Source organism: Bradyrhizobium sp. AZCC 1588, assembly GCF_036924735.1.
Taxonomy (GTDB): Bacteria; Pseudomonadota; Alphaproteobacteria; order Rhizobiales; family Xanthobacteraceae; genus Bradyrhizobium.
In genome coordinates this window covers 2,150,541-2,177,070 of the sequence record NZ_JAZHSC010000001.1, presented here as the reverse complement: position 1 = coordinate 2,177,070, position 26,530 = coordinate 2,150,541, and the positions used below count along the sequence as shown (strand labels likewise).

28 protein-coding genes are annotated in these 26,530 nt (G+C 62.4%); 21 read left to right on the top strand and 7 right to left on the bottom strand.

Annotation, left to right across the window (positions count from 1 at the left end; translation table 11 throughout):
- Positions 1-142 precede the first annotated feature (142 nt).
- The 3 genes from V1277_RS10175 to V1277_RS10165 all read right to left on the bottom strand — a co-directional run bounded on the left by V1277_RS10175 (position 143) and on the right by V1277_RS10165 (position 3,488).
- Positions 143-931 (bottom strand): SDR family NAD(P)-dependent oxidoreductase, encoded by a 789-nt coding sequence (locus V1277_RS10175; RefSeq protein WP_334416048.1) that lies wholly within the window; start codon positions 929-931, stop codon positions 143-145.
- Positions 932-1,096: 165 nt separating this feature from the next.
- Positions 1,097-2,782, bottom strand: coding sequence for a methyl-accepting chemotaxis protein (locus tag V1277_RS10170; RefSeq protein ID WP_442894466.1), 1,686 nt, complete (start codon positions 2,780-2,782; stop codon positions 1,097-1,099).
- A 208-nt stretch (positions 2,783-2,990) separates the two neighbouring features.
- A complete protein-coding gene (locus V1277_RS10165) occupies positions 2,991-3,488 on the bottom strand; it encodes a winged helix-turn-helix transcriptional regulator (RefSeq protein WP_334365087.1) in 498 nt (165 codons plus the stop codon).
- Positions 3,489-3,605: 117 nt separating this feature from the next.
- Here V1277_RS10165 and V1277_RS10160 point away from each other — a divergent pair, with 117 nt between their 5' ends.
- From V1277_RS10160 to V1277_RS10115, 10 genes are all read left to right on the top strand, one after another.
- Positions 3,606-4,151, top strand: a complete 546-nt coding sequence (locus tag V1277_RS10160) for a dihydrofolate reductase family protein (RefSeq protein WP_334416046.1) — start codon at positions 3,606-3,608, stop codon at positions 4,149-4,151.
- Positions 4,152-4,204: 53 nt separating this feature from the next.
- Positions 4,205-4,858 carry a glutathione S-transferase family protein gene (locus V1277_RS10155; RefSeq protein ID WP_334416045.1) on the top strand — a complete coding sequence of 218 codons (654 nt, stop codon included), beginning with the start codon at positions 4,205-4,207 and terminating at the stop codon, positions 4,856-4,858.
- 11 nt (positions 4,859-4,869) lie between these two features.
- Positions 4,870-5,238 carry a nuclear transport factor 2 family protein gene (locus V1277_RS10150; RefSeq protein WP_334416044.1) on the top strand — a complete coding sequence of 123 codons (369 nt, stop codon included), beginning with the start codon at positions 4,870-4,872 and terminating at the stop codon, positions 5,236-5,238.
- 277 nt (positions 5,239-5,515) lie between these two features.
- Positions 5,516-5,932, top strand: a complete 417-nt coding sequence (locus tag V1277_RS10145) for a YciI family protein (protein ID WP_334416043.1) — start codon at positions 5,516-5,518, stop codon at positions 5,930-5,932.
- Between the two features lie 148 nt (positions 5,933-6,080).
- Complete coding sequence (locus V1277_RS10140; protein ID WP_334416042.1) at positions 6,081-6,506, top strand: YciI family protein; 426 nt, start codon at positions 6,081-6,083, stop codon at positions 6,504-6,506.
- 130 nt (positions 6,507-6,636) lie between these two features.
- Entirely contained in the window at positions 6,637-7,347 is a 711-nt protein-coding gene (locus V1277_RS10135; RefSeq protein ID WP_065726781.1) for a TetR/AcrR family transcriptional regulator, read from the top strand.
- 108 nt (positions 7,348-7,455) lie between these two features.
- Positions 7,456-7,941 (top strand): DUF2852 domain-containing protein, encoded by a 486-nt coding sequence (locus tag V1277_RS10130; RefSeq protein WP_334377019.1) that lies wholly within the window; start codon positions 7,456-7,458, stop codon positions 7,939-7,941.
- A gap of 306 nt (positions 7,942-8,247) precedes the next feature.
- Positions 8,248-8,535 carry a hypothetical protein gene (locus tag V1277_RS10125; RefSeq protein ID WP_334372807.1) on the top strand — a complete coding sequence of 96 codons (288 nt, stop codon included), beginning with the start codon at positions 8,248-8,250 and terminating at the stop codon, positions 8,533-8,535.
- A gap of 227 nt (positions 8,536-8,762) precedes the next feature.
- Positions 8,763-9,521, top strand: a complete 759-nt coding sequence (locus tag V1277_RS10120; RefSeq protein ID WP_334416041.1) for a serine O-acetyltransferase — start codon at positions 8,763-8,765, stop codon at positions 9,519-9,521.
- Between the two features lie 112 nt (positions 9,522-9,633).
- Complete coding sequence (locus V1277_RS10115; protein WP_334416040.1) at positions 9,634-10,083, top strand: GNAT family N-acetyltransferase; 450 nt, start codon at positions 9,634-9,636, stop codon at positions 10,081-10,083.
- 219 nt (positions 10,084-10,302) lie between these two features.
- Here V1277_RS10115 and V1277_RS10110 read toward each other — a convergent pair whose 3' ends face one another.
- Positions 10,303-11,571, bottom strand: a complete 1,269-nt coding sequence (locus V1277_RS10110; RefSeq protein ID WP_334416039.1) for a serine hydrolase domain-containing protein — start codon at positions 11,569-11,571, stop codon at positions 10,303-10,305.
- 1,373 nt (positions 11,572-12,944) lie between these two features.
- Between V1277_RS10110 and tolQ the strand changes: the two genes are divergently transcribed.
- The 4 genes from tolQ (at position 12,945) to tolB (ending at position 16,556) form a co-directional block, all read left to right on the top strand.
- Complete coding sequence (tolQ, locus tag V1277_RS10105) at positions 12,945-13,658, top strand: protein TolQ (RefSeq protein WP_057847291.1); 714 nt, start codon at positions 12,945-12,947, stop codon at positions 13,656-13,658.
- 37 nt (positions 13,659-13,695) lie between these two features.
- Entirely contained in the window at positions 13,696-14,175 is a 480-nt protein-coding gene (locus tag V1277_RS10100; RefSeq protein ID WP_334416038.1) for a biopolymer transporter ExbD, read from the top strand.
- 45 nt (positions 14,176-14,220) lie between these two features.
- Positions 14,221-15,153: a protein TolA gene (locus V1277_RS10095; protein WP_442894465.1), complete on the top strand. Its 933-nt coding sequence runs from the start codon at positions 14,221-14,223 to the stop codon at positions 15,151-15,153.
- 71 nt (positions 15,154-15,224) lie between these two features.
- Positions 15,225-16,556 carry a Tol-Pal system beta propeller repeat protein TolB gene (gene tolB / locus V1277_RS10090; RefSeq protein WP_334420329.1) on the top strand — a complete coding sequence of 444 codons (1,332 nt, stop codon included), beginning with the start codon at positions 15,225-15,227 and terminating at the stop codon, positions 16,554-16,556.
- Between the two features lie 149 nt (positions 16,557-16,705).
- Here the strand turns inward: tolB and V1277_RS10085 are convergent, their stop codons facing one another.
- Positions 16,706-17,113 (bottom strand): hypothetical protein, encoded by a 408-nt coding sequence (locus tag V1277_RS10085; protein WP_334416037.1) that lies wholly within the window; start codon positions 17,111-17,113, stop codon positions 16,706-16,708.
- 78 nt (positions 17,114-17,191) lie between these two features.
- Between V1277_RS10085 and V1277_RS10080 the strand changes: the two genes are divergently transcribed.
- The 3 genes from V1277_RS10080 to pal all read left to right on the top strand — a co-directional run bounded on the left by V1277_RS10080 (position 17,192) and on the right by pal (position 20,767).
- Entirely contained in the window at positions 17,192-19,072 is a 1,881-nt protein-coding gene (locus tag V1277_RS10080) for a putative bifunctional diguanylate cyclase/phosphodiesterase (RefSeq protein WP_334416036.1), read from the top strand.
- Between the two features lie 160 nt (positions 19,073-19,232).
- On the top strand, positions 19,233-19,973 hold the full coding sequence (locus tag V1277_RS10075) for an N-acyl amino acid synthase FeeM domain-containing protein (protein WP_334372816.1): 741 nt from the start codon (positions 19,233-19,235) through the stop codon (positions 19,971-19,973).
- A gap of 302 nt (positions 19,974-20,275) precedes the next feature.
- Positions 20,276-20,767 (top strand): peptidoglycan-associated lipoprotein Pal, encoded by a 492-nt coding sequence (gene pal / locus V1277_RS10070; RefSeq protein ID WP_028351332.1) that lies wholly within the window; start codon positions 20,276-20,278, stop codon positions 20,765-20,767.
- 51 nt (positions 20,768-20,818) lie between these two features.
- Here pal and V1277_RS10065 read toward each other — a convergent pair whose 3' ends face one another.
- Positions 20,819-21,163, bottom strand: coding sequence for an alpha/beta fold hydrolase (locus V1277_RS10065; RefSeq protein WP_334416035.1), 345 nt, complete (start codon positions 21,161-21,163; stop codon positions 20,819-20,821).
- 181 nt (positions 21,164-21,344) lie between these two features.
- Between V1277_RS10065 and ybgF the strand changes: the two genes are divergently transcribed.
- The 4 genes from ybgF to V1277_RS10045 all read left to right on the top strand — a co-directional run bounded on the left by ybgF (position 21,345) and on the right by V1277_RS10045 (position 26,078).
- Positions 21,345-22,490 carry a tol-pal system protein YbgF gene (gene ybgF / locus V1277_RS10060; protein WP_334416034.1) on the top strand — a complete coding sequence of 382 codons (1,146 nt, stop codon included), beginning with the start codon at positions 21,345-21,347 and terminating at the stop codon, positions 22,488-22,490.
- Positions 22,491-22,540: 50 nt separating this feature from the next.
- On the top strand, positions 22,541-23,572 hold the full coding sequence (tilS, locus tag V1277_RS10055) for a tRNA lysidine(34) synthetase TilS (protein ID WP_334372819.1): 1,032 nt from the start codon (positions 22,541-22,543) through the stop codon (positions 23,570-23,572).
- A 267-nt stretch (positions 23,573-23,839) separates the two neighbouring features.
- The gene (gene ftsH, locus V1277_RS10050) at positions 23,840-25,762 is read left to right on the top strand and encodes an ATP-dependent zinc metalloprotease FtsH (RefSeq protein WP_334372821.1); all 1,923 of its coding nucleotides are present in this window, start codon (positions 23,840-23,842) and stop codon (positions 25,760-25,762) included.
- Positions 25,763-25,892: 130 nt separating this feature from the next.
- A complete protein-coding gene (locus tag V1277_RS10045; protein ID WP_334416032.1) occupies positions 25,893-26,078 on the top strand; it encodes a hypothetical protein in 186 nt (61 codons plus the stop codon).
- Between the two features lie 95 nt (positions 26,079-26,173).
- Here V1277_RS10045 and V1277_RS10040 read toward each other — a convergent pair whose 3' ends face one another.
- Positions 26,174-26,374, bottom strand: coding sequence for a hypothetical protein (locus V1277_RS10040; protein ID WP_334416031.1), 201 nt, complete (start codon positions 26,372-26,374; stop codon positions 26,174-26,176).
- Positions 26,375-26,530 lie beyond the last annotated feature (156 nt).

Sequence of the window (26,530 nt, the reverse complement as noted above, 5' to 3'; positions counted from 1 at the left end):
GATGCTCCACCGGAACAGACCGTGTTGCTGCACCGCGGCGCGCTGAAGAGTAACCTCCCTCCACGATCCAGCAACGAGAAGCCACCAGCCAAGTCCATTGTTACTGGGCTCTGATCCGCACTCCAACACAGCCACTGAGGAACTACCCGTTCCGCCGTTGGCCGCGCAGCGTCGGCAGGCCAATGCCGGCGGCATCGAAGCCGCCATCGACGGCGAGGACCTGCCCGGTGATGTAGCTTGCGCGGTCGCTGCACAGGAAGAAGATCGCTTCCGCCAGTTCCTCTTCGAGGCCATAGCGGTTGAGCGGAATGGCGTCGTGATAGTCGGCGCGGATTTCCGGCGTGTGGACCTGTTTTGCCATCGCGGTCTCGACCGGGCCGGGCGCCACGGCGTTGACGCGAATGCCGAGCGAGGCCAATTCGACCGCGAGCTGTTTGGTCAGATGCGCGAGCCCCGCCTTGCTGGTGCCGTAGGCCGAACGCAGCGTGGAGGCGCGTACCGCCGAGATCGACGTGACGTTGACAATCGCGCCGCCGCCATGTTCCCGCATCAAGAACGCCGCCGCCTTGGTGCACAGGAAAGGGCCGGTGAGGTTGACCTGCAGGATGCGGTTCCAGTCATCATCCGAGGTGTCGAGCAGCGGCGCGAACACCGCGATCCCGGCATTGTTGACCAGCGCGTCGAGCCGGCCGAAGCGTTCGCTCACCGTCGCCACGGCGTTCGCCACCGCCTTGCCGTCGGAGACGTCGCAATGCAGCGCCAGCGTATTGTCGGGGTCGGCGAGGCCGGCGACCGCGCCGCGCAGCAATTCGCCTTCGATGTCGAGCAGCGCCACCTGCCAGCCCTCGGCGAGAAAGCGTTTCGCCGTCGCAAGCCCGATGCCGCGCGCGGCGCCGGTGACGAGAGCAACTTTTGGCGGGGAGGGGGGCATGGGCGGGTCCGTTTGCGAGAGAGAAGATTTCCCGCTCCTATAACCCACGCCCCGTCGCATGTCCCGGCGACAGTGATGCAGACTTCAGCGCTGCCCGGCCGAGCCGCGGCATAGCAAATCCGGTACGGGCGGCTGTCCCGTACCTGATGCGTTCGATGATGGTATCTAACCGCCCGCGCGCTGCGCGATCGCCTTCGCTTCCGCGGCGGCGCGCTGCATGTTGGCCGACATCTCGCCGGTCACCGTGCTCTGCTCCTCGACTGCGGCCGCGGTGGCGGTGACATATTCGCTGACGCCCTGGATCGCACTCTTGATGCTGTCAAGCGCGCCGACGACGTCGCCGGAGATGCCGTTGAGATTGCTGATCTCCTGGCCGATCTTGTCGGTCGCCTGCTTGGCCTGGGTGGCGAGGTTCTTGACCTCGGAAGCCACCACGGCAAAGCCGCGTCCGGCCTCGCCGGCGCGCGCCGATTCGATCGTCGCATTGAGCGCCAAGAGGTTGATCTGGCCGGTGATGTTGCCGATCAGCTCCACGATGCCGCTCATCGCCTGCGCCGCTTCGTTCAGCCGCTGCGCCTGCGCGTCGGCCGCCTCGACCCGCCCGACCGCGGTCGCCGCCGTCTCGCGCGACTTGGTCATGGCTTCGGAGATTTCGCGGACCGAGGCGTTCAGCTCCTCGGCGCCTGCCGCCACCGATTCCATCATGCCGCGCACGCGCTCGTTGCCCATGCGGACCAGCACCTGCGCGGTGGTGTCGGTGGCGTATTTGACCACCTTGAACGGCTTGCCGTTGAGGTCGAGGATCGGATTGTAGGACGCTTGGATCCAGATTTCCTTAGCCCCCTTGCCGATCCGCTTGTATTCGGCCGCCTGATATTCCCCGCGGTTGAGCGCCGCCCAGAATTCACGATAGGCTGCGCTGTCGCGCTCCGTCTGTTCGACGAACATGCTGTGATGCCGGCCGCGGATCTCGTCCAGCGCGTAACCGACCGTCTTGAGGAAGTTCTGGTTGGCGCCGATGATGGTGCCGTCCATCTTGAACTCGATCACGGCCTGCGACTTGCCGATGGCGGCAATCTGGCCGGCGAGATCGGCGGTCGAAAGTTTCTGGCTGGTGATATCGGTGGCGAATTTCACCACCCGGAACGGCTTACCCTTCTCGTCGAGCACAGGGTTGTAGGAGGCGAGAATCCAGACTTCCTTCCCGCCCTTGCCGATCCGCTTGTACTCGGCCTGTTGGCTTTCGCCGCGGTTGAGGCTTGCCCAGAACTGCCGGTAGGCGGCGCTGTCGCGCTCCGACGGACCGACGAACATGCTGTGATGCTTGCCCTGGATTTCGGCAAGCGTGTAGCCCATCGCTTTCAGGAAGTTGTCATTGGCGGTGACAACGGTGCCGTCCATCTCGAACGCAATGACCGCCTGCGTACGGTTGATCGCGGCGATCTGGCTGGCATCCTCCATGTTCTTGATCTTGCGGGCGGTGATGTCGGTCGCGAATTTCACGATCTTGCAAGGTTTACCGCTGCCGTCGAGCACGGGGTTGTAGGTCGCCTGGATCCAGACTTCCTTGCCGCCCTTGCCGATCCGCCTGTATTCGGCGGCCTGGTATTCGCCGCGCTTGAGCGCCGTCCAGAAGTCGCGATACGCTTGGCTGTCGCGCTGCGACGGATCGACGAACATGCTGTGATGCTTGCCCTTGATTTCGCCGAGCGAGTAGCCGAGGGCTTTGAGGAAATTGTTGTTGGCGGTGAGAATCGTGCCGTCCATGCCAAACTCGATGACCGCCTGCGAGCGGCCGAGAGCGTCGGCAAGCGCTTTGTCTGTCGAGGAGCTCGTGAGAAATTGAAACACCGTAGGCCTCATTGCATGGGTGAAAATGACGAGGCTGCTGGTTAATGCCGCCGAGCCCCCTTCCGAGGCAGGTTTGATCAAATGAAAAAAGAATGCGTTAACGATATTCTCCGTAAGATGACGGATAGCATCGCGACGTAATGCTGATCTTAAGGATGTCCCCGCGCGCGACGCCCGCCGGACGAGCATGCAGCCGCGGACTTGGGGGCTATCTTCCGTTCACGACGCTTTCATACGCCGCCTGCAGTCGCTCACCGACCGACGGACCGCTACGCCTGCGCCGCTTTGCGCCGAGATGGCTCTCGCGCAACTCGTCCATGAATTCGGCCCACATCTTCGGTCCGCCCTCGCTGAGCAGCCGCGCGCGGATGCCGAGTTCCTCGGTGACGGGTAGATATTTGTAACCCCAGGCCGCCATCTGCGCGAGAACGGGCAAGAGCTCGATGCCTTGCTCCGTCAGCGAGTAGATTCCCTTCTGCTTGTGCGTGGGATCGTCCTCGCGGGTGATGATGCCCTGCTCGAGCAGGGTCTTCAGCCGGTCGGCGAGGATGTTGGAGGAGATGCCTTCCTCCGATTTGGTCAATAGCTCGCGAAAATGTCGCCGGTTGCCGAACATCATGTCGCGGATGATCAAAAGGCTCCATTTGTCGCCGAGCACTTCCAGCGAAAGATTGATCGGACAGCCGGAGCGCTGGGCATCGGTCATGGTCGTCTCCAAAAATGGGCACCAAGGCGCCTCGAAAAAAAACTGCTTGCAATATCGCACCAGTTGGGTCATTCTGCAACCAGTTGCAATTAGCAATCAGTTTAGGGAGAGATCGCAATGGCAAAGTTGATCATGTGGAACCTTATGACGCTGGATGGCTTCGTTGCAGGCCCCAACCGTGACATCTCCTGGCATTCCGACGTTTGGGGTGAGGAGCTGGCGCAATTGTCGATCGAGCAGATGAAAGCCGCCGGTGGATTGCTGTTCGGGCGAGTGACCTACGAACTGATGGCGAGCCACTGGCCGAGTGCGACCGGCGAGGTCGCCGACCTCATGAATGCCGCGCCGAAATACGTCTTCTCGCGCACGGTGAAGAAGTCCGATTGGAACAACACGCAGGTGTTCAGCGCCGATGTGCCGGAGACCGTCGCCCGGCTGAAGCGCGACAGTGCCAAGGACATTTTTCTGTTCGGCAGCGCCGATCTCGCCGGCAGCCTGATCCCGCACGGGCTGATCGACGAGTTCCGTATTGCGGTAAGCCCCGTCATCCTCGGCGGCGGAACGCCGCTGTTCAAGCCGGGTGAAAAGCGCAAGCTGAAGCTGCTCGACAGCCGGCCGTTGTCGACCGGCATCGTGATCCTGCGCTACGTGCCGGCGTCATAAATGTCGGCATCACCAGACCCAGATCGTCTTGCAAACGGCAAACCGGAGTCTCCATGTCGCTGACGCTGCACTTCCACCCGCTGGCCTCGTTCTGCTGGAAGGCGCTGATCGCGCTCTACGAGAACGACATTCCGTTCCGGCCGAATCTCGTCGATCTCGGCAATCCGGCCGAGCGCGCCGCGCTGCTGAAACTGTGGGGGATCGGCAAGTTTCCGGTGCTGCGCGACGATGCGCGGGATCAGACCGTGCCGGAATCCAGCATCATCGTCGAATATCTCGATTCATACTATCGCGGCCGCGTCCGGCTTATTCCCGAGGATCCCGTCCGCGCCTTGCAGACGCGGCTGCACGACCGCTTCTACGATCTCTATGTGCATCTGCCGATGCAGAAGATCGTGACGGACCGGCTGCGGCCCGAGGGCAAGCGGGACCCGTACGGCGTCGAGGAGGCGCGGGCGCAGTTGCGCACGTCCTACGCCATGATCGAGCAGCAGATGGAAAACGGCGGCTGGGCGATGGGCGAGGATTTCAGCCTCGCCGATTGCGCGGCAGTGCCGTCATTGTTCTACGGCAACATGGCGGTGCCGTTCGGCGAAGCGCAGAAAAACCTCAGCGCCTATCTCGAGCGGCTCAAGGCGCGTCCCTCCGTCGCGCGCGTGTTGAAGGAAGCCGAACCGTATTTCCAGATGGTACCCAAAGAGCCCTAAAGGAGCGCTGAATGGCCGAAGCAAACAAGGCGGAGACGATCCGCAAGATTTTCGCAGCTTATCTGTCCAACGATCGTCAATTCGTCGAAAATGCCTTCAGCGAGGATTTCCGCTTCACCAGTCCGTTCGATGACAACATCGATAAAGCGACCTATTTCGCGCGCTGCTGGCAGTCCAGCGACTGGATCGAACGGCACGAGCTGGAGCGGATTCTCGTCGACGGCGATCAGGCCTTTGTGACCTACCGCTGCACGGCCAAGGACGGAAAGAGCTTTCGCAATACCGAGTTCGTTGTCTTCGATGGCAACAAGGTGAAGCGCATCGACGTCTATTTCGGCGCGAACTACCAGGATGGCAAGTTCGTCAGGCAACCGGGATAGCGGCTTGCGTTCCCCGGACGCGATGCAGCGCCATAAGCGCGTTCACGCGCGTCTTCGACGCGCTATGGTGCTGCTTCGCAGGGCCGGGGTCCAGTGCTCCTTGCACGATGGGCCCCGGTTCTGCGGCGCATCAAGCTGAGCAGCTTGCTGCGCCGCGCGCACGATTACTTCGAAAATAATTTTTACTGACATGTCGGCGGCGTAGAAGCCCGGTCGTCTTGTTCACGAAGGCCGGCGCGACAGTGGCCGGCCAAGGAGATCAGAACGGAGAATGACGATGCGATTCATGGTGATTGTGAAGGCCAGCAAGGATACGGAAGCTGGCGTAATGCCGAGCACGGAACTGCTGACCGCAATGGGCAAGTTCAACGAGGAGTTGGTCCAGGCGGGCATGATGGAAGCGGGCGAGGGCCTGCATCCGACGTCGAAGGGCGCGCGGATCAAATATTCCGGCGGCCAGGGCAGCGCCAGCCGCGGTCCGTTCCCGCTCTCGGGTGATCTCGTCGCCGGCTTCTGGCTGATCAACGCCAAATCGCTCGATGAAGCGATCGACTGGATGAAGCGCGCGCCGTTCCTTGATGGAGACGAGGTCGAAATCCGCCAGGTGTTTTCGACCGAGGATTTCGGCGAAGCCCTCACGCCCGAACTTCGCGAGCAGGAAGAGCGGCTGCGGGCGCAGACTGCGAAGAAATAATTCTCCCGTCATTCCGGGGCGCGCGCAGCGCGAGCCCGGAATCCATAACCACCATCGGGAGTATGGATTCCGGGCCTGCGCCAAGGGGCGCATCCCGGAATGACGGGGTGAGATTTGAATTTCCATCTCGAAAACGAAGGACCCGACCATGCGATTCATGATGCTGATGATCCCCTTGGGCTATGAGACCGCGCCGCCGGACGTCCAGCTCGATCCTGAACGGGTCAAGGCGATGATGAAGTACAACGAGGCGCTGAAGGAGGCCGGCGTGCTGATCGCGCTCGACGGGTTGCATCCGCCCTCGATGGGTGCGCGGGTCTCCTTCGTCACCGGCAAGCCCGTCGTTACCGACGGCCCGTTCACGGAGGCCAAGGAAGTGCTCGGCGGCTACTGGATGATCAACGTGAAGTCGCGCGAGGAGGCGATCGAGTGGGCGAAGAAGTGCCCGGCGTCCGAAAACGAGATCATCGAAATCCGCCAGGTGCAGGAAATCGGCGATTTCTCGGAGGAAGTGCAGCAGGCCGCCAAAGGCTTCGACGAGCTCCAGAAGGGAAATGCGCACAAGGCGCGGTGAGTGTTTCCGCTCCCGGTCCCGTCCTTCACCCGCAAGAGTGGGGCGAGGGAGCGGACTACCTCCCCCGTTAATCTTCCTGAACGCTCAAATTAAGTGACCTTTACGGCCACCTCATGTAAAAGCCTTTAACATGAGCTGGCAAAAGGACCGCCGCGGCGAGCGTGGCTACCATCACGGCAATCTGAAAGAGGCATTGCTGCAGGCGGCGCTCGACCTGATTTCGCAAAAGGGCCCGGCCGGCTTCACCTTTGCAGACGCCGCACGCATGGCCGGCGTCAGTCCGGCCGCGCCCTACCGCCATTTTCGCGACCGCGACGAATTGCTGTCCTCGATCGCGCAACGTGGCTTCGAGCAGTTCGAGGCCATGCTCGTGCAGGCCTGGGACGACGGCCGCCCCGACACCGTCACGGCGTTCGAGCGGGTCGGCAAGGCCTATCTCGCCTTCGCGCGCAACGAGCCGGCGTTCTATTCGGCGATGTTCGAATCCGGCATTCCAGTCGATTCCAACCCGACATTGATGGCCGCGAGCGAGCGCGCATTCGCCATTATCCGCGCCGCCGCCGAGCGGCTGGCGGCCATGACGCCGCCTGGAACGCCGCGGCCGCCGGCGATGATGATGGCGCTGCATATCTGGTCAATGGCGCACGGCGTGGCCTCGCTGTTCGGGCGCGGCGATGCGGCGCGGCGCAAGCTGCCGATGTCGCCGGAAGATCTCCTGGAAGCGCAGGTGCTGATCTATCTGCGCGGCCTCGGCTTCCCGACCGATCGCCGGGCTTCCGACCAGAAGCCCGCAGGCCCGCCGCCGGTGCCGCCAGCCGGTCCATGGGGAACTCCCAAATAATTTTTCGAAGGTGCGTCCAGCCGCGCGCTTGACAAAAACGCGGGATGGTTTAGGTATGTAAATGTTATTTACATTCACAACGGCGTGATCGCCGTCATGGAGAGGGAAATGGCCTACACCGCAGATGTCAATCGATGGCGCGGTCAGACGGAACAGACCTATCGCCCGCATATGCTTGAGAGCCCCTGGCACCCCGGCTGGATCGTGGTGACTATCCTCGGCTTCATCATCTGGTGGCCGATCGGTCTTGCCCTTCTCTTATTCACACTAGGGAGCAGAAAAATGGGTTGCTGGAGCCACGGAGATCGCTGGCAGAACAAGATGGAGCGGATGCAGTACAAGATGGACCGGATGCGCGACCGCATGGAGCGCCGCGGCTTTGGCGGCTTCGGCTTCGGCCCGCCGTCCAGTGGCAACCGCGCCTTCGACGAGTACCGCATGGAAACCCTGCGCCGGCTTGAGGAAGAGCAGGTCGAGTTCAAGAATTTCCTCGAGCGTCTGCGCCACGCCAAGGACAAGGAAGAGTTCGACGCCTTCATGGCGCAACACAAGCAGCGCCCGACCCCGCCGAACGACCAGCCGCAGCAGGGCTGATCGTCAACGGTAAGAAAAGTTCAGCCGCAGGCGTGATGCCCCCATGATGCCTGATGGCGATACAGCCGCCCATCTGCGACCCGCAGGTGGGCGGTTTGTTTTTGTGCCGTGAGCGACGAGGCGGACAAACTGCTACCGCACTAGAAGGAACCGGAGTCAGGCCGCTCGACCCGCCATGTCCTGTCTAGATGTCCTGTCTAGATGTCCTGTCTGCTCAACCTGAGATTTATTCATGGATCGGCTTCGCGTGCGGTGATAGGCTGCGCGAGATCAACCCCGTTTGTCGTGAGTCATACGGAGATCAGCATGGAACAGATTCTGACTAACCTCGTTGCAGGAGCGCTTGGCGGCGTGGGTGCGGGCAAGTCATCGCCGACTTTCGATCTCGGTACGATTGGTAACGTTGTTGCCGGCTTGGTCGGAGGCGGGGTGCTCGGCCAGATCGTAACATTGTTGATGCCATCAATCATGGCCGCAGCCCAGTCGGGCGATGTGAGCATTGGCGGCATTGTCTCACACGCGATCGCCGGTGGTGCTGGCGGGGCCATACTCACGGCGCTCGTCGGTGCAATCAAGAACAAGGCTGCTGCCTGACGGTCAACCGGCAAAGTCTGAAATTCCCGGTCGGTGTCTCCACGAGTCACGCCCCCCGTATGGAGAGAGCCCCACCCGGATCGCATCTTCGATGCGATCCGACCTCCCCCGCAAGCGGGAGAGGTGGAGCAATCGGCGAAAGTCAGTTCATGAAGGCATCACCGTCTGGTGGCGCTGTTTCGCGGCCGGTCTATATTGTATGGACGCGCTAATGCAGGACGGTCGTCATGAATGAAATGCTGTCTGTCGATCAACTCTGGCACGCGATCCGCTGCGAAGCTGAAAGCGCCCTAGCGCGCGACCCGGTATTCGGCGCCGCGCTCTCCTCATCCATTCTCGATCATCCCGACTTCGCTCATGCGCTGGCGCACCAGATCGGCGCGCGGCTCGGCAAGACGCACGCGGATCGCGCGCGCTTTGCGCAGCTTGCCCGTGACGCCTTCGCGTCTTCGCCCGATCTGATCGACGCGGCGAGCCGCGATCTGCAGAGCATCGCCGTTCACGATCCCGCGACCACAACGCTGCTGCCGCCGCTGCTGAACTTCAAGGGATACGTCGCGCTACAGGTCTGGCGCATCTCCAACTGGCTCTGGCGTGAAGGCCGCAACGATCTCGCGCTGTTGCTGCAAAGCCTGTCGTCCGATCAGCTTCAGGTCAGCATTCACCCCACCGCTTCGATCGGCACGTCGGTGTTTCTCGATCACGCCACCGGCATCATCATCGGCGCCTTTGCCATGATCGGCGACGAGGTAACGATTTTACAGAACGTCACCATCGGCCGAATTCATTCGCAGCCGGACCGCGCGCCAAAGATCGGCAGGGGCGTGTTGCTCAGCGCCGGATCGACCATTCTCGGCAATGTCAGCGTCGGCGATTGCGCCAAGGTCGGCGCAGGCGCAGTCGTCGAGCACGATGTGCCGCCCGGCTGCACCGCCGTCGGCGTTCCCGCGCGACTAGCGAATTGTCCGGAGAAGATTTCTGTCTGAGCGCGTGGCAATCGTAGCCCGGGCGAGCGAAGCAACCCCGGGACAGTGTCTGAAGGAAACAATTTGATGGTTTCTGATAGTATCCCTGCAAAGCCATGATCCTTATCAGTACATGACCGAAGCCATTATCCGCTCTGCGGCAGAACACGAGCTGCCCGAGGTGTTGAACCTTTACCGACACCTTCATCCGCACGATCCTCAGTTGGAGACAGCTACTGCTGAGCGCGTCTGGTCGACGTTGCTTACATCCAGCTTCATGACCGTGATCGTGGCGCAAGCAGCGGAACTGCTTGTATCTTCGTGCACGCTCGCGATCGTGCCTAACCTGTCTCGAGGCGGTAGATCGTATGGGGTGATTGAAAATGTAGTCACTCACGCCGACTACCGTCGGCTGGGGCTCGGCCAACGTGTTCTTGCTCATGCGCTCGATGTTGCTTGGCAGGCCGACTGCTACAAAGTCCTATTGGCGACGGGTTCGAATCTGGAGACCACCCTACGCTTCTATGAGGGAGCCGGCTTTCATCGTGGGGGCAAAATCTACTTCGAAGGACGCCGTCCTTAGCGTGCAGTTTTGTACATATCGTACGGTGACCCCGTCTACGCCAAACTCAGCGCCCCTACGACGCCACGGGACGGGGCGCTTGAGCAAACTGGGCGCTCCACGCCCCGTCCCGTTGCTCCACCGAGCCCCATGGGCTCAGATGACGAACAGACTCTACTCATACGCGGATGAGAAACGGGACTCGCGTCACGGGCTCCTAATTCACTCGCGGACTGCAAACTACCGCACCATGGCGCCGTAAACGATGTCCTGCACCTGCTCGCGATAGTACTTCCGAAGTTCGCCGGGCGCCGCCGTTCCCACGACCACGACCAGGCGCTCTTTCGGGTCGCAGAAGAACTGCGTGCCGTAGGCGCCGTTCCAGGTGAACTCACCGGGATTGCCCGGTACCGACGACAAGCCCTCGCTGGTGCGTACTGCCACGCTCAGGCCGAAGCCGAAGCCGCCGCGATGCGGCTCCACATTGGCGACGTTGTTCTTGATGTCAGGCCCAAGGTGGTTGGAGATCATGTGATGCACGGTCTTGGGCCCGAGAATGCGCTGGCCGTCGAGTTCGCCGCCATTGAGCAGCATCTGTCCAAAGCGGACATAGTCGCCCACGGTGGCAAACGCGCAGGCGCCGCCGCAATCGAACTTGGTGGGCGTGTCGAGCAGCTTGATCGCCTGCGGCTTGCCGGTCAGCGGATCATTGGGAAAGGGCCGGGCAAGACGTGCGCGCTGCGCCTCGGTGGGGCGGAACGTGGCGTCCTTCATGCCGAGCGGCTGCCACACATTGCCGGTGAGGTAGTCGCCAAGCCGCTGCTCGCTGACTTTTTCAACGACAGCACCGAGCACGTCGATCGAGAAGCCATACTCGAAAACCGTCGCCGGCTGGTGCGCTAGTGGCAACTTGGTGATGCGATCGATGAAGGCCTGGGTATCGCCTTCGATCGCCGGCGCGGTGCCATCGGGATACTGACGGGCGATCGGGCTTGAGCTGTCCGGTCGTCCTCCATACATCAGGCCGGATGTGTGCCGATAAAGATCGTGGATGAAGATTGGTGAAGCCTGCGCGTCGAGCCTCAGCGAACCGTCCGCTTGCGGGACGCCCACCTTCATTTCGGCAAAGCCTGGATAGTAGTCCGCAAGCTTTGCCTGCAGCGGAAGGCGCCCCTGTTCCATCAGCGTCAGGGCCGCGACGGCGGCCATCGGCTTGGTCATGGAGGCAAGCGCAAAGACGGCATCCAGCGGCATCGGCGTGCCCTTGGTCGGATCAAGCTGGCCATACGCCTTGTACTGCACGAACTTTCCGTCGCGGGCTATCGCGACCACGGCGCCGGGCACACGCTTCGCGGCGATCTCGCGGGCAAAGAAATCATCAAGACGGGCCAGTCCCTGCTGCGAAAATCCGACGTCATCCGGCTTTGCCTCGGGCAGCGGCGCGGCATTTGCCGCATTGGCAGCGATGCCGGCAACAACCGCCGCGGCCATCATCATGAATGGCTTCATCGTCTTCTCCCTCGAATGCGGTTCAGGTCCGCAAGATTATTATGTTCGGGGCACCATGTTAGATCGCGCCTGCACGAGCGACAAGGCGAGCGCGCGAGCAGGGCACTCGTTGTGCCGGGCAAAACCGTTCTGATTTGCTCGTCGGGCAAGTGTAGCCCGGGCGAGCAAAGCGACCCCGGGATCGTGTGTTCCCGCATGTCGCTTGCGCCCATGCGGGCTACAATTCATCTCGCAGTGACTGATTTGCTTCAATTCTGATTTTCAGAAATCGTGTCAAGCCCCAGAAACAAAAAGAATCAAAAATATTCCGCTTTCGTTCTCACCCAAATCAGCCGCATAACTCCGTCCGTCTCGCGGCAGATGAGGGGCGTTGGCCATCGTCACGAACGTGCGGTGAGATGCGATGGACGCGGATGGCGCAGCAGACGTGGGTGCCTGAAGCGTACGGCGAAGTCGTGTGGTTCTGGCGCCGCGGTGCTGGCGTTAAGTCGGCGGGAATCATCCCGTCGGCGACGGAGGCAAAAGAGCCGTTCTCCGGGAAGAGCACGAAGTAAGCCGTAAGGCCATTGCGCAGGGAAGGCCGGGATGCTCCCGCTGTACCTGTATGCTCGTGTGCGTTTTCCTTTGCGCACTTTGCACACGAGACCGCGGGTGCGGCGCGCACCCGGTCTTCCCTGCGCCCTCAGAACGATGAGGGCGGGAGGTGAACAGCAAACCTCGGGCAAAGCATGTCGCGAGAACGCCGCCTCATATTCAGTTGTCATCGCCCGGCTTGACCGGGGCGACCCAGTATCCCAGAGACGTCAATGATTGAACCGAGAAGCCGCGGCGTACTGGATCCCCCGCCTTCGCGGGGAACGACAGTCGAGTGTAGCGTCACATTCTCCGCGTCATTGCGAGCGCAGCGAAGCAATCCATTGGCGCCTCATACGCGGAAAGATGGATTGCTTCGCTGCGCTCGCAATGACAGCGAACGGCTTTCGCCACATTGTCCACCCGCCGCCCTGAGGCCGGGCCAACAAGCGTCACGAGGCGCGAGGCCGGCCGCCCGGACCACCTGTCGGCGTATGGAACCCGGACCCCAGAGGCCCGTAACCGTCCGGCCGCACTGGACTTCCGGCAGTGGAATTCCCTATTGGTAACCGAAAGTTAACTAAGCTTAGCGTCTGGTTAGGGACGGAATGACGCGCTGGCAGCCCTCGTTTTGACATGTTGGCAGGGGAAGCAATGCCCGGCTTTCGGCGGGCCCCCCATGCGACAGGAAACAGGCTCTCGCGCTGGCGCAAATCGCCGCGCCCGACGCGCGGCTGTGAAACCGGCGGCCATTTGCTCCCGGAGGAATTAGGGACACTTGCGTTGAGAGGATACTACTCATGAATCCCGCCGACGTGGCTCCGTCAGCTCTGCCGCTCGTCTCGGCCGACGTGTCGCTGATCGCGCTGTTCTGGCAGGCCCACTGGGTCGTGAAGTCGGTCATGATGGGCCTGCTCGCCTGCTCGGTCTGGGTCTGGGCGATCGCGATCGACAAGATTTTCCTCTATTCGCGCACCAAGCGGGCGATGGACCGCTTCGAACAGGCGTTCTGGTCGGGCCAGTCGATCGAGGAGCTCTATCGCGCACTGTCGGCGAAACCGACGCAATCGATGGCGGCGTGCTTCGTCGCCGCCATGCGCGAGTGGAAACGCTCGTTCGAGAGCCAGTCGCGCTCCTTCGCCGGATTGCAGATGCGGATCGAGAAGGTGATGAACGTCTCCATCGCCCGCGAGGTCGAGCGGCTGGAGCGGCGGCTCCTGGTGCTGGCGACCGTCGGCTCGGCCGGACCGTTCGTCGGCCTGTTCGGAACCGTCTGGGGCATCATGTCGAGCTTCCAGTCGATCGCGGCCTCGAAAAACACCTCGCTCGCGGTGGTGGCGCCCGGCATCGCGGAGGCGCTGTTTGCGACCGCTATCGGTCTTATCGCCGCCATCCCCGCGACGATTTTCTACAATAAGTTCACGTCCGAGGTGAACCGGCAGGCGCAGCGGCTGGAAGGTTTTGCCGACGAGTTTTCAGCCATCCTGTCCCGCCAGATCGACGAGCGGGCGTGAGGGCGGCCAATGACGAGCGCATCGTGAGATCAAGATCATGGCGATGAACATGGCAGGTTCGGCCGGAGGCGGCGGCGGTGGCCGTCGCGGCCGGCGTCGTGCCGCGGTGATGGCGGAGATCAACGTCACTCCGATGGTCGACGTGATGCTGGTGCTGCTCATCATCTTTATGGTGGCCGCGCCATTGATGACCTCGACCATCGATATCGATCTGCCCGTCGCCGGCGGCGGCAAGCAACTGCAAGCCAACGCGCCACCGCTGACGCTGTCGGTCAAGCGCACCGGCGGGACCTGCAATTCGAACGTCGAGCTCTATCTCGGGGACACGCTGATTCCGGCCAATGAACTCCTGCCCAAGATAACGGCGATCAAGGAGACCCGGTCGGAGGCCGAGAGGGTGGTATACCTGCGAGGGGACAAGGACGTCTGTTACACGGATATGATGAAATTATTGGGGTATATTCGGACGGCGGGGTTCAAGGCGAATATCGTCATCGTGCCGGAGCAGGGCTCCTGAGCCATGCAGCGGCGCGGTGATTGACGGAGGAGCGGGAAAGCTCAAGTGAAGGTCAAGGACGTCGACAAGACACTGGTTGCGTCGGTCGCCCTGCACGTTCTCGTGCTGGGGTGGGCGATGGTGTCTGTCTCGACCAAGGCCCTCGAAATGCCGCCGGAAGATTCGGTGGCGGTCGATGTCGTTTCGTCCGACCAGCTTGCCAAGGTGATGGCGGGCATGAAGACCGGCAAGAAGGAAAACCCGAAGCCGCTGGTCGAGAAAGTCGCCGAAGCCAAGCCGGTCGACGACGCCGTCGGCAAGATCACCGAGAAAGCTCCTGTTGTGACCGAGACCGCGGCGCCTCCGCAGCCGAAGGTCGAGGAAAAGCCGGTCGAGAAGAAACCCGATCCGCCGAAGGTCGTCGAGAAGCCGAAGGAAGAGCCGAAGCAGGTCGAGAAAAAGCCCGAGCCTAAGGTCGATCAGATCGGCGACACCATCAAGAAGGAAGAGAAGAAGCCGCCGCCGAAGCCGCCGGTGCAGGCCGCCAAGCCGCCAGAGCCGCAGAAGCAGAGGATCGTGGAACGTCACTTCGACCAGAACCAGATCGCCGCCCTGCTCGACAAGCGAGATCCGTCGCGCCAGGCCACGACCGGCGACACGCTGAATTCCAATGCCGCCCTCGGTACAGCCAAGGGCGCGGCCGCGGATAATTCCGCAACCTGGGGTTCGATGTTCCAGCGGCAGGTCGAACGGTGCTGGAAGAAGCCCTATGGCGGGATAGAATCGCAGAAGCCTGAAGTCGCGTTTGCCATCCGTCTGAAGCGCGACGGCACGCTTGAGGGCGCGCCGATTCCGGAAGGCGTTCCGGCGACGCCGTTCCTTCGGGTCTATCAAGAGAGCGCGTTACGCGCGATCATCGAATGCCAGCCGTACAAGCTGCCGGCGGCGTTCTATGAGGAATGGAAATACTTCGCGCCGGTGTTCAAAGAAAAAGTCTGATTGCGCTCGCCCGTTGGCGATCACACATGAGCAAGATCGAAGCGATGACTGACAAAGATGGATTGCCAACAATGCCGTTCCGCCTGAACCGCCGGCAGATCATTACCGGAATGGCTGCGCTTGGCGCGGTCGCTGGCGGTCGCAACGCCTTCGCACAGGCGCCGAAGCGGATCCCCATTCCCGAAGGTGAGTTCGTTCCGCTGCCGATCGCGATCCCGAATTTCGTGGCGGGCACGCCTGGCGATGCCGAGGTCGGCGTCGGCGTGGCGCAGGTCATCACCAACAACCTCAAGCGCAGCGGGCTGTTCGCGCCGATCGATCAGGCTGCTCATATCGAGCGTGTCAGCAATATCGACGTCGCGCCGCAATTCCAGAGCTGGAAGCAGATCAACGCGCAGGCGCTGGTGACGGGCCGGATGACGCGGCAGGGCGACGGCCGCCTGAAAGCGGAATTCCGCCTCTGGGACATCAACACCAACCAGCAGCTCACCGGCCAGCAATATTTCACCTCGCCGGAATACTGGCGGCGGATCGCGCACATCATCTCCGACCAGATCTACGAACGCATGACCGGTGAGAAGGGCTATTTCGACAGCCGCGTCGTGTTCGTCGACGAGACCGGGTCCAAGGAGCGCCGCGTCAAGCGGCTGGCGCTGATGGATCAGGACGGCGCCAATGTCAGGTATTTGACCAGGGGCTCCGACCTGGTGCTGACGCCGCGCTTCTCGCCGTCGACGCAAGAGATCACCTACATGGAATTCGGCCAGGGCGATCCGCGCGTCTACCTGTTCAACGTCGAGACCGGGCAACGCGAGATCGTCGGCAATTTCCCCGGCATGTCGTTCTCGCCGCGGTTCTCGCCGGACGGCCAGCGCATCATCATGAGCCTGCAGCAGGGCGGCAATTCGAACTTGTTCGTGATGGATTTGCGTTCGAAATCGACGACGCGTCTGACCGACACGCCGGCGATCGACACCTCGCCGTCCTATTCGCCCGACGGTAGCCGGATCTGTTTCGAATCCGACCGCGGCGGCAAGCCGCAGATCTACGTGATGCCGGCCACCGGCGGTGGGGCGCAGCGCATTTCGTTCGGCGAGGGCAGCTATTCGACGCCGGTGTGGTCGCCACGCGGCGACTACATCGCCTTCACCAAGCAGGGAGGCGGCGCATTCGCCATCGGCATCATGAAGACCGACGGCTCGGGCGAACGAATTCTTACCTCCGGCTTCCACAACGAAGGTCCGACCTTTTCGCCGAATGGCCGGGTCGTCATGTTCTTCCGCGATCCCGGCGGCAGCGGCGGGCCGTCGCTGTACACGGTCGATATCTCCGGTCGCAACGAACTGCGCGTACCAACGCCCGGTTTCGCCTCCGACCCGGCGTGGTCTCCGCTGTTGTCATAATGGAACCCGGCCGCGCGGACGGCCGATCATTGTCAGGCAAACATTGCCTAGCCTGCTGATTTTTCAGGCAGATTTCCACAACCGGAAACGCACGGCAACGTCTCGGTAACGATGTTCCCTCAGAAAGACTTCATCTCAGAAGGGTAGAACTACGCACCCCTAACAGGACGCGTGCCCCGAATATGCAGCTCGCAAATCAGAGCGGAGAGCCGGATCAGCGACAGATATCGCCGAAGATTGCGGCGGCGCTGATCGATTCGCTGTTCGAAACTCAAGGTCCGGTGCACGTCGGCATCTTCTTCCTGGCCGTCGCGGCGAGCCTGACGGCGCTGAAGACCGGCGAAAATCTGATCTGGGCGTGCGTCGGGCTTCTGCTGTTGGCTGGTGCCATCCGGGCTTTCGATTTGCAACGGTACCAAGCGTGTAAAGCGAACCTGACGGCCGACGAAGCTGAGCGGTGGAAAAAGCGGTATCAGATCGGGGCCATTATCCAGGCCGCTGCAATCGGCATATGGGGCGCCGTCACCATGCTGAGCAGCGACGATGCCGTCGCCCATATGATTTGTTTGTCCGTCATTACGGGGGTCTTATCGGGAGGCGCAGGCAGGGCCTATGGACGGCAATGGACATTCCAGTTGCAGGCTGCACTTGCCTTCGGTCCAACCGTGATCGCGCTGGCGCTGCGTGGCACGCCCTATTACGTCGCGATGTCGGTCATCACCGCTGCATTCCTTATCGTTGTCATGCAGATGTCGGCCAATTTGCACGGCATATTCTTGCGGGCGCTTCTGGCGCGCGAGCGCGAGGCGGCGCTCGCCGGACAGTTCGATACCGCGTTGAACAACATGCCCCACGGTCTGTGCATGTTCCGCGGCGACGGACAGCTTGCGGTGATGAATCACCGCTTCTGCGAAATGATGGATCTGTCCGAAGATCTCATGCAGCAGGGCGCGAGCGCGCCCGACATCATCGCCGCCTGCGTGATTGCCGGATCGATCTCGGCGGCGAGTGGACAAATGATCCTCGCCGAAATCGAGAATTCACAGGCCAAGGACGTCATCACCGCCGACCCCGACATCACCAGAAATCGTTCGCTATCGTGGACCTTCCAGCCGATGGCCGGCGGCGGCGCAGTGGTGCTCCTGGAAGACATTACCGAGCGGCGCAACTCCGAAGCCAAGATCAGCCATCTGGCCCGCTACGACGAACTCACCGAGCTCCCCAACCGCGTCAATTTCCGCGACGAGATCGGACATCTTCTGGCAGCCCAGCAGGGCGCCGAACAGTTGTCGGCGCTGCTGTTCGTCGACCTCGACCAGTTCAAGCAGGTCAATGACACGCTCGGCCATCCCTGCGGCGACCAGTTGCTGTGCGCGGTGGCCGCTCGCCTGCGCGAGATGCTGCGGCCCGAGGATTTCGTGGCGCGCTTCGGCGGCGATGAGTTCGTGGTGTTCCAGCAGAACATCCAGTCCCCCGACGACGCCGCCGGTCTCGCGCGGCGCATCGTCGATCGCCTGAGCGAGCGCTACAAGATCGACAACCATCTGGTCGAGATCGGCGCCAGCGTCGGCATTGCCATGAGCTCGCGCGGCGTCAGCGCCGACACACTGCTCAAGAATGCCGACATGGCGCTCTATCGCGCCAAGGCCGACGGCCGCGGCACCTTCTGCTTCTTCCGGGAGGAGATGGCGCAAATCGTCGAGTCCCGCCGCATCCTCGAACTGGACCTGCGCAAGGCGTTGGCCAACGAGGAGTTCGAGCTGTTCTTCCAACCGCTGGTCAACCTCAAGTCGGGCCGGATATCGACCTGCGAGGCGCTAATACGCTGGAATCATCCAGTCCGCGGCACGGTTTCGCCGACCGATATCATTCCAATCGCCGAGGACATGGGCCTGATCGTCGATCTCGGCCGCTGGATTTTGCGCAAGGCCTGCATGGAATGCATGAAATGGCCCGACGCCGTCAGCGTTGCCGTCAACTTCTCGCCGCAGCAGTTCCATCAACGCGACGTGCTGAGCGAAGTCCGCTATGCACTCGAGGTCTCCGGCCTGCCGGCGAACCGGCTCGAAATCGAGATCACCGAATCCTCGCTGCTGCGTAACACGCAGTTGACCCACGACGTGCTGTCGCAATTGCATTCGCTCGGCGTGCGGATCTCGCTCGACGATTTCGGCACCGGCTATTCGAGCCTCAGTTATCTGCACAACTTCCCATTGCAGAAGGTGAAGATCGACCGCTCCTTCCTGGAAGGGATCGATAGCGACCGTCCGCTGACGCTGCTGCGCGGCGTGGCGCGGCTGTCAGCCGATCTTGGAATGTCGGTCGTGGTCGAGGGCATCGAGACCAACGAGCAACTCGAATTGATCAGCGCCGACGGGGCGGTAACGGAAGCGCAGGGCTATCTGTTCAGCCCGCCGGTCCCGGCCGTGCGCGTCCGGCAGTTGCTCAATGCGTCGCACGGTCGCCGCATGCCTGACGACCAGCTCATTGCTGTTTCTTCGCGATCGATCGCCTGACTTCAGCAATCAATCCCCCTGTTCGTGCTCTCGACACGGCTACCCCCGGCTTTGCGGGTTGCAAGGGTTAACCCTAACGTGTCTAAGCCTTTGCAATTTTGTTAAGGAGCCGTTAATCTTTCGCACTCGTGGAAGTTGTTGTGGAAGGTTAGGAGTACAGATGAAGGCCGGAGCCGAACCGCGCACTTCGCTCTTTGGGCCGGAGTCAGGGTTGTCCGATCGGGTCGATTATCGACTCATGGAAACTCCCGAGGAAAAAGATTGCATCTATTTGATGCGTTACAAAGCCTATCTGCATGGCGGAGTAACCGCGCCGTCAGAGTCTGAGCGCGTCAGCGATCATTACGACGACGCCCCCAACGCCTGGATGTTCGGAATCTATGTTGACGGAGAACTCTGTAGTTCTATCCGCCTCAACGTCGTGACGTCAGAATGTCGGATTTCCGGTTCGGCCGACTTGTTCGGCGATGTTCTTCACCCGCGCCTCGATCAAGGTGAAGTTTTCATCGATCCGCTTCGTCTTGCTGCGCTTCCCGACAAGGCGAGGCGGTTCCCTGACCTTCCCTATCTGACGGTGCGGCTGGCCTATATGGCATGCGAGCATTTCAACGCCGATACCGGGCTCGCGCTCGTTCGTGCCGAGCACCAGGCGTTCTATCGCCGGGTCTTCATGTCCGAGGTCATCGCCGAGCCGCGTTCGTTTCCGGGCTTCTTGCCCAAGGTGGCATTGATGGCGTCCGATTACCGGGCCGTGCGGGAAAAGGTCATGACCCGTTTTCCCATCATGCGTTCGACGTCCGTCGAGCGGCGGATGCTGTTCCAGCGCGCCGGTGAGCGCCATTCCTCGCCGCGCGGGGTCGCCAGATCCTTCGAGCAGGCCTCGATCGTTCCGATTTCCTGAACCGGCCGGACAACGACGGACCAGACCATCCGGCCCCATAGGCTCCTATCCGAATTCCGCGCCTTGTCATTCCTGGGTCACCGTGGCCTAAACACCGCAAATCCGGTGATTTCGGCCCCTGCGCGCTTGCCTTCACCCTCGCGCCACATTTACAAACCATTAACTATCGCGGTCGCTTTTCACGGTTTGTCGGCATTTGATCGGGTCTGGCAAGGTTCCATCAAGGTTGACGGAATGTTTGCTTAACCATCGACCTGTAGACCAGATAACAGTCGAAAAACGTGAGCGTTGGAGGCTCCGGAATGAAATACCAGATGCGTATCCTCCAGGGATGGAAGCTGGCGGCTGTGGTCGCTGTGGCGCTGTCGATGGGCGCCTGCGCCAAGAACAACGTCGGCGCCGATGGCGCGATGGCCAGCGCGGCAAGCCCGGGTAGCCAGCAGGATTTCGTGGTTAATGTCGGCGACCGCGTGTTCTTCGAGAGCGACCAGACCGATCTGAGCCCGCAGGCGATCGCCACGCTGGAGAAGCAGGCGCAGTGGCTGCAGACCTACAACCGCTACTCCTTCACCATCGAAGGCCATGCCGACGAGCGCGGCACCCGCGAGTACAACATCGCGCTCGGCGCACGCCGCGCCCAATCGGTGCGCAGCTATCTCGCCTCGCGCGGCATCGACCCGAACCGGATGCGCACGATCTCCTACGGCAAGGAACGCCCGGTGGCGGTCTGTAACGACATCTCCTGCTGGTCGCAGAACCGCCGCGCCGTCACGGTGCTGAACGCCGGCGCCTGAGCCGTCAGGCCTTCCGCAGAGTTTCAAAGCCGGCGCCTTCGGGCGCCGGCTTTATTTTGGGCGGCGCAGGATGCCGCCGAACGACGCGCCCAAGACGATCGGATTAGCGATGCCAAGGACGTCGCAGAACGCGTGCACGTCGTCGTCCCATTGCGCCAAGGTCCAGCGCTCGCGCGGGCCGTCCTCGCTGCGGCCGTTGCCGCGGTGGTCGAGGTAGATGATCTGGGCGATATCGGACAGGGCGGAATAAGCCGGCCGGTAGATCGAGTGGTCGAAGCCTGGACCGCCATGGAGCATCAGCACAACCGGCATTTCCCGCATTACCGGGCCGTCGGGGACGAATTTCGCGCCCTCCACGTCGAAGAACAGCCGCACCCCGTTCACGGACACGTGCATCGGCGGGTCTCCCTCGATTTGTGAACGGTCGGCCGCGTCGGGCGGCTTGTCTTGAAGCGGATACTAAACCATACCGGAATTCGGCGAGGCGAATCGGAACGGCCAGTCACAATTCTGGCGTACTCCCTCTCTCAATGTGTTCTGCTTTCGTTTGACACGTGATTTTCGTCGTCAGGGCAAAATGTCATCCAGATTCCTCAATGCTGCCGGCGCCGCGGCGATTGCCGCGATGCTCACTTTGTCTGTGCAGCCCTCGGTCGCACAGATCACGTTCCCGTGGGAGCGTTCCCCGCAAGGACCCCCGCAAGTCCAGGCGCAGTCCGACGACGCCGACCTGGAGATGCGGATCCAGCGGCTGGAAAATCAGCTCCGGCAACTGACCGGCCAGAACGAGGAACTGCAATACCGCAACCGCCAGCTTGAGGAGCGGCTGCGCCAGCTCGGCGCCGCGCCGCCCGCGGCGGGCGGCCAGCCCCAGGGTGCGCAGCCCAATGTGGCTGCAGCGCCGCCTCCAGTTCAGCCCGGCCCGCCGCAGCAACAGGGCTATCCCCAACAAGCCTATCCGCAGCAGGGGGCTCGCCAGCCGCAGGGCTATCCGCAGGCCCAACCCGGCTATGACCGGCAACCGCAGATCGCCTCGCCGGCGCCCATCGCGCAGGAGCCGGGAGCCCCGGCGGTCGGCGGCCGCCGCCGCGGCGATGCGTTCGACCCCAGCCAGAATCCCAGCGCTCCCGGTGCGCCGCGTGCGCTCGGCGGCGGCCAATTGCCGATCTCGAATGAAGCTTCGGTCGGCGCGCCCGGCGGACGCGGACCCGGTGAGCCGATCAATCTCGGCGGTCCGCGCGATCCCGGTGGCGCCTTGCCGCCGCCCGCTGCAGCCGCACCGCCGCCGCGCGGCCCGGGGCCCGGCGCCAGCGCCGCGCTGACCCCATTGCCGCCCTCGGCCACGCCGAAGGACGAGTTCGATCTCGGCATCGGCTACATGCAGCGCAAGGATTATGCGCTGGCCGAAGAGACCATGAAGAACTTTGCGCAGAAATATCCGAGCGATCCGCTGATTGGGGATGCGCAATACTGGCTCGGCGAAAGCCATTTCCAGCGCCAGCAATATCGCGACGCCGCCGAAGCCTTCCTCGGCGTAACCACCAAGTTCGACAAATCAGGCAAGGCGCCAGACGCGCTCTTGCGGCTCGGCCAGTCGCTGGCGGCGCTGAAGGAAAAGGAAGCCGCCTGCGCGGCGCTCGGCGAAGTGACGCGGAAGTATCCGCGCGCATCTGCCGGTGTCAAAGCCGCCGTCGATCGTGAGCAAAAGCGGGTTAAGTGCTAAAGCGGAAGCCGGTCGAGGCCGCCATCGGTCTCGAGTAGACTGGCGATGCCATGCCTGACGACGACCACGCGCCGATCTCGGTACAGCAAGCGAAAGAGCTGTTCGCGCACTGGAAGGCCGCGCCCGCGCTCGTGCTGGCGGTGTCCGGCGGGCCCGATTCCCTTGCCCTCATGTGGCTTGCCGCCCGCTGGCGCCGTGCGCTCTCGCGCGGGCCGCGGTTGATCGCCGTCACTGTCGATCATGGCTTGCGGCCCGAGGCCGCGCGCGAGGCGCGCGACGTCAAGCGCCTCGCGCGCTCGCTTGATCTGCCCCATCGCACGCTGCGCTGGACCGGCACCAAGCCGAAAACCGGATTGCCGGCCGCAGCGCGGGAGGCGCGCTATCGCCTGCTGGCGAAAGCTGCGCGGGCGAGCGGCGCGACGCACATCCTCACCGCGCATACCCGCGACGATCAGGCCGAGACATTGTTGATGCGGATGCTGCGCGGCAGCGGCATCGCCGGTCTCGCGGCGATGGCGCGCGAGTCCGAGCGCGAGGGCGTGTGGCTGGCGCGCCCGTTGCTGGACATCCCGAAGTCCCGGCTCGTCGCGACGCTGGACAAGGCAAAGATCGCCTTTGCCGACGATCCCACCAATCGTGACGTGAGCTTCACGCGGCCGCGGCTGCGTGCATTGATGCCGGCTTTGGCAGAGGAGGGCGGCGACAGCCGAAATCTCGCGCGGCTGGCATCAAGGCTGGCGCGGGCGAATGCCGCGATTGAAGTGCTGGCCGACGGCGCCGAGCGCTATCTCGCGGTGAGAGATCGTGATGATGCCACGCGCTTCGGGTTCGATGCCCAGGCGTTTGCCGGTCTGCCCGAGGAAATCCGGCTTCGGCTGCTCAAGCGCGCGATTGACCGGGCCGGTCACGAAGGACCCGCGGAACTCGGCAAGGTCGAGGCGCTGCTGGCAGTGCTGGACAACGCCATTGCGAACGGCCAAAAGCAATCAAGACTGAAACAGACGCTTGCCGGGGCCGCAATCAGCCTTACCGGAGGCCGAATTTATGTCGATGCAGCGCCGCCGCGGGGTAGCCGGGCGTGAGAAGCGTTCCTATCTCCCAATATCCGCAATATCGGGACGAAGAGCCTTAACCACCCCGGAAAAACACTGGCCTTTTGCGCCATTTTTTGACCGGGAATCGCGTTAAGATGCGTTAAATAGTCCCGTGTGGTTCCCTTGGCATTGACCCGGGCGCCACCTAGATTGGGTGCAGTGGACCGGGGATTCTCGCCTCACTACCCAAGGAATATTCTAGGGTTACTACCAAGGACATAGGGCCGCGATCCGCGCGACCACGAAGGAAGATCAATGAACGCCAATCTGCGCAACTTCGCCCTCTGGGTCATCATTGTCTTGCTGCTGTTGGCATTGTTCACGCTTTTCCAGAATCCGGGTCAGCGCACGTCTTCGCAGGACATCACGTTTTCGCAGTTGTTGAGCGAGGTCGATCAGAACCGCGTGCGCGACGTCGTGATCCAGGGGCCGGAAATCCACGGCACCTTTACCAACGGCTCCTCGTTCCAGACCTATGCGCCGAATGATCCGACGCTGGTGAAGCGTCTCTATGACGGCAAGGTCTCGATCACCGCCAAGCCGCCCGGCGATAACGTGCCGTGGTTCGTGTCGCTGCTCGTTTCCTGGCTGCCCTTCATCGCGCTGATCGGCGTCTGGATCTTCCTGTCCCGCCAGATGCAGGGCGGCGCCGGCAAGGCGATGGGCTTTGGCAAGTCGCGCGCCAAGATGCTGACGGAGGCCCATGGCCGCGTCACTTTCGAAGACGTCGCTGGCGTCGACGAAGCGAAGCAGGACCTGCAGGAGATCGTCGAATTCCTGCGCGATCCCGGAAAATTCCAGCGCCTCGGCGGACGGATTCCGCGCGGCGTGCTGCTGGTCGGCCCTCCCGGCACCGGCAAGACGCTCATCGCGCGTGCGGTCGCGGGCGAAGCCAACGTGCCGTTCTTCACCATTTCCGGTTCTGACTTCGTCGAAATGTTCGTCGGCGTCGGCGCGAGCCGCGTCCGTGACATGTTCGAGCAGGCCAAGAAGAATGCGCCCTGCATCATCTTCATCGATGAAATCGACGCGGTCGGCCGTCATCGCGGCGCGGGCTTGGGCGGCGGCAATGACGAGCGCGAACAGACGCTCAACCAGTTGCTGGTCGAGATGGACGGTTTTGAAGCCAATGAAGGCGTGATCCTGATCGCCGCGACCAACCGGCCCGACGTGCTGGATCCCGCGCTGCTGCGTCCCGGCCGTTTCGACCGCCAGGTGGTGGTGCCGAACCCGGACGTCGTCGGCCGCGAGCAGATCCTGAAAGTGCACGTGCGCAAGGTGCCGCTGGCGCCCGATATCAACCTCAAGACCATCGCACGCGGCACGCCGGGCTTCTCCGGCGCTGACCTGATGAACCTCGTCAACGAGGCCGCGCTGACGGCTGCCCGCCGCAACAAGCGGATGGTGACGCAGGCCGAGTTCGAAGAGGCCAAGGACAAGGTGATGATGGGCGCCGAGCGCAAGTCGCTCGTCATGACCGAGGAAGAGAAATTGCTGACGGCCTATCACGAGGGCGGCCACGCCATCGTCGGCCTGAACGTCGTCGCGACCGATCCGATCCACAAGGCGACGATCATTCCGCGCGGCCGCGCGCTCGGCATGGTGATGCAGTTGCCCGAACGCGACAAGCTGTCGATGTCGCTCGAGCAGATGACCTCGCGCCTCGCCATCATGATGGGCGGCCGCGTCGCGGAAGAACTGATCTTCGGCCGCGAGAAGGTCACCTCGGGCGCGGCCTCCGACATCGAGCAGGCGACGCGTCTGGCGCGCATGATGGTAACGCGCTGGGGCCTGTCGGAAGAGCTCGGCACCGTGTCCTACGGCGAAAACCAGGACGAGGTGTTTTTGGGCATGTCGGTGTCGCGCACGCAGAATGCCTCGGAAGCCACCGTCCAGAAGATCGACAAGGAGATCAAGCGGCTGGTCGAGGAAGGCTACAACGAGGCCACCAAGATCCTCACCGAGAAGCGCGAGGACCTCGAGACGCTGGCCAAGGGCCTGCTCGAATTCGAGACGCTGAGCGGCGACGAGATCATCGATTTGTTGAAGGGCAAGAAGCCCAACCGCGAGTCGGTCTTGGAGCCGAGCACGCCACGCGCTTCCGCCGTACCCCCGGCCGGCAAGCCGCGCCCGCGTCCCGATCCGGACCCGGGTCTGGAGCCGCAGCCCCAGGCGTAAGCGGATTACATCTGAACCAGAAACGCGGCGGAGACGCCGCGTTTTTTTTATGTCGCTGACCTCGTCGTTCTGCGAAGTGCTGACGGGGATGGATTTGAGCGATGACCATTGAGGATGGGGTGACCGTCGGATGAAAATCCCTGAATTGCGGCGCGCTCTTGCAGCGCTCGGCGTGCAGCGCCGAGCCGTGAGCATCGACGGCGTCGAGGCGACAGAAGAGCAATATCGCCTCAAACGGGATGGGGACACCTGGGCCGTCTACTATTACGAGCGAGGAAACAAGAACGAACTCCGGCAATTTGCTTACCGAAGATGATGCTTGCGAGCATTTTCTCAAGATCGTCCGGAACGACCCCACGACCAGAAGGTAGGCGTCCCGTTCACGAGCTGACCGGGATTGATTTCGAACCGTCATGGCGCCGCGGCTGGTGCCCCGAGGTGTACAGCCAGAATGTGTTCCGGCGTCTCCGTCACCTCGATGGTCTGCCCATCGCCGCCGACAAAGGTGAGCACGGTGCGCTCCCCGTCGCGCGACATGCTGCCGACGAGCGCAATATTGATGTGAATGGGTCGCCCCGTCTCGAATTTCGTGCATTGAATCCAGAAGCGCATTGCGGTCTCCTCATGTTGCTTGCAGCAATCAAAACGGGCCGTAGGGTGGGCAAAGCGAAGCGTGCCCACCATTCAAACCGACGATCTCGGAAAGATGGTGGGCACGGCGCAAAAGTGCGCCTTTGCCCACCCTACACAAGCTTACCCGTCGCCGAC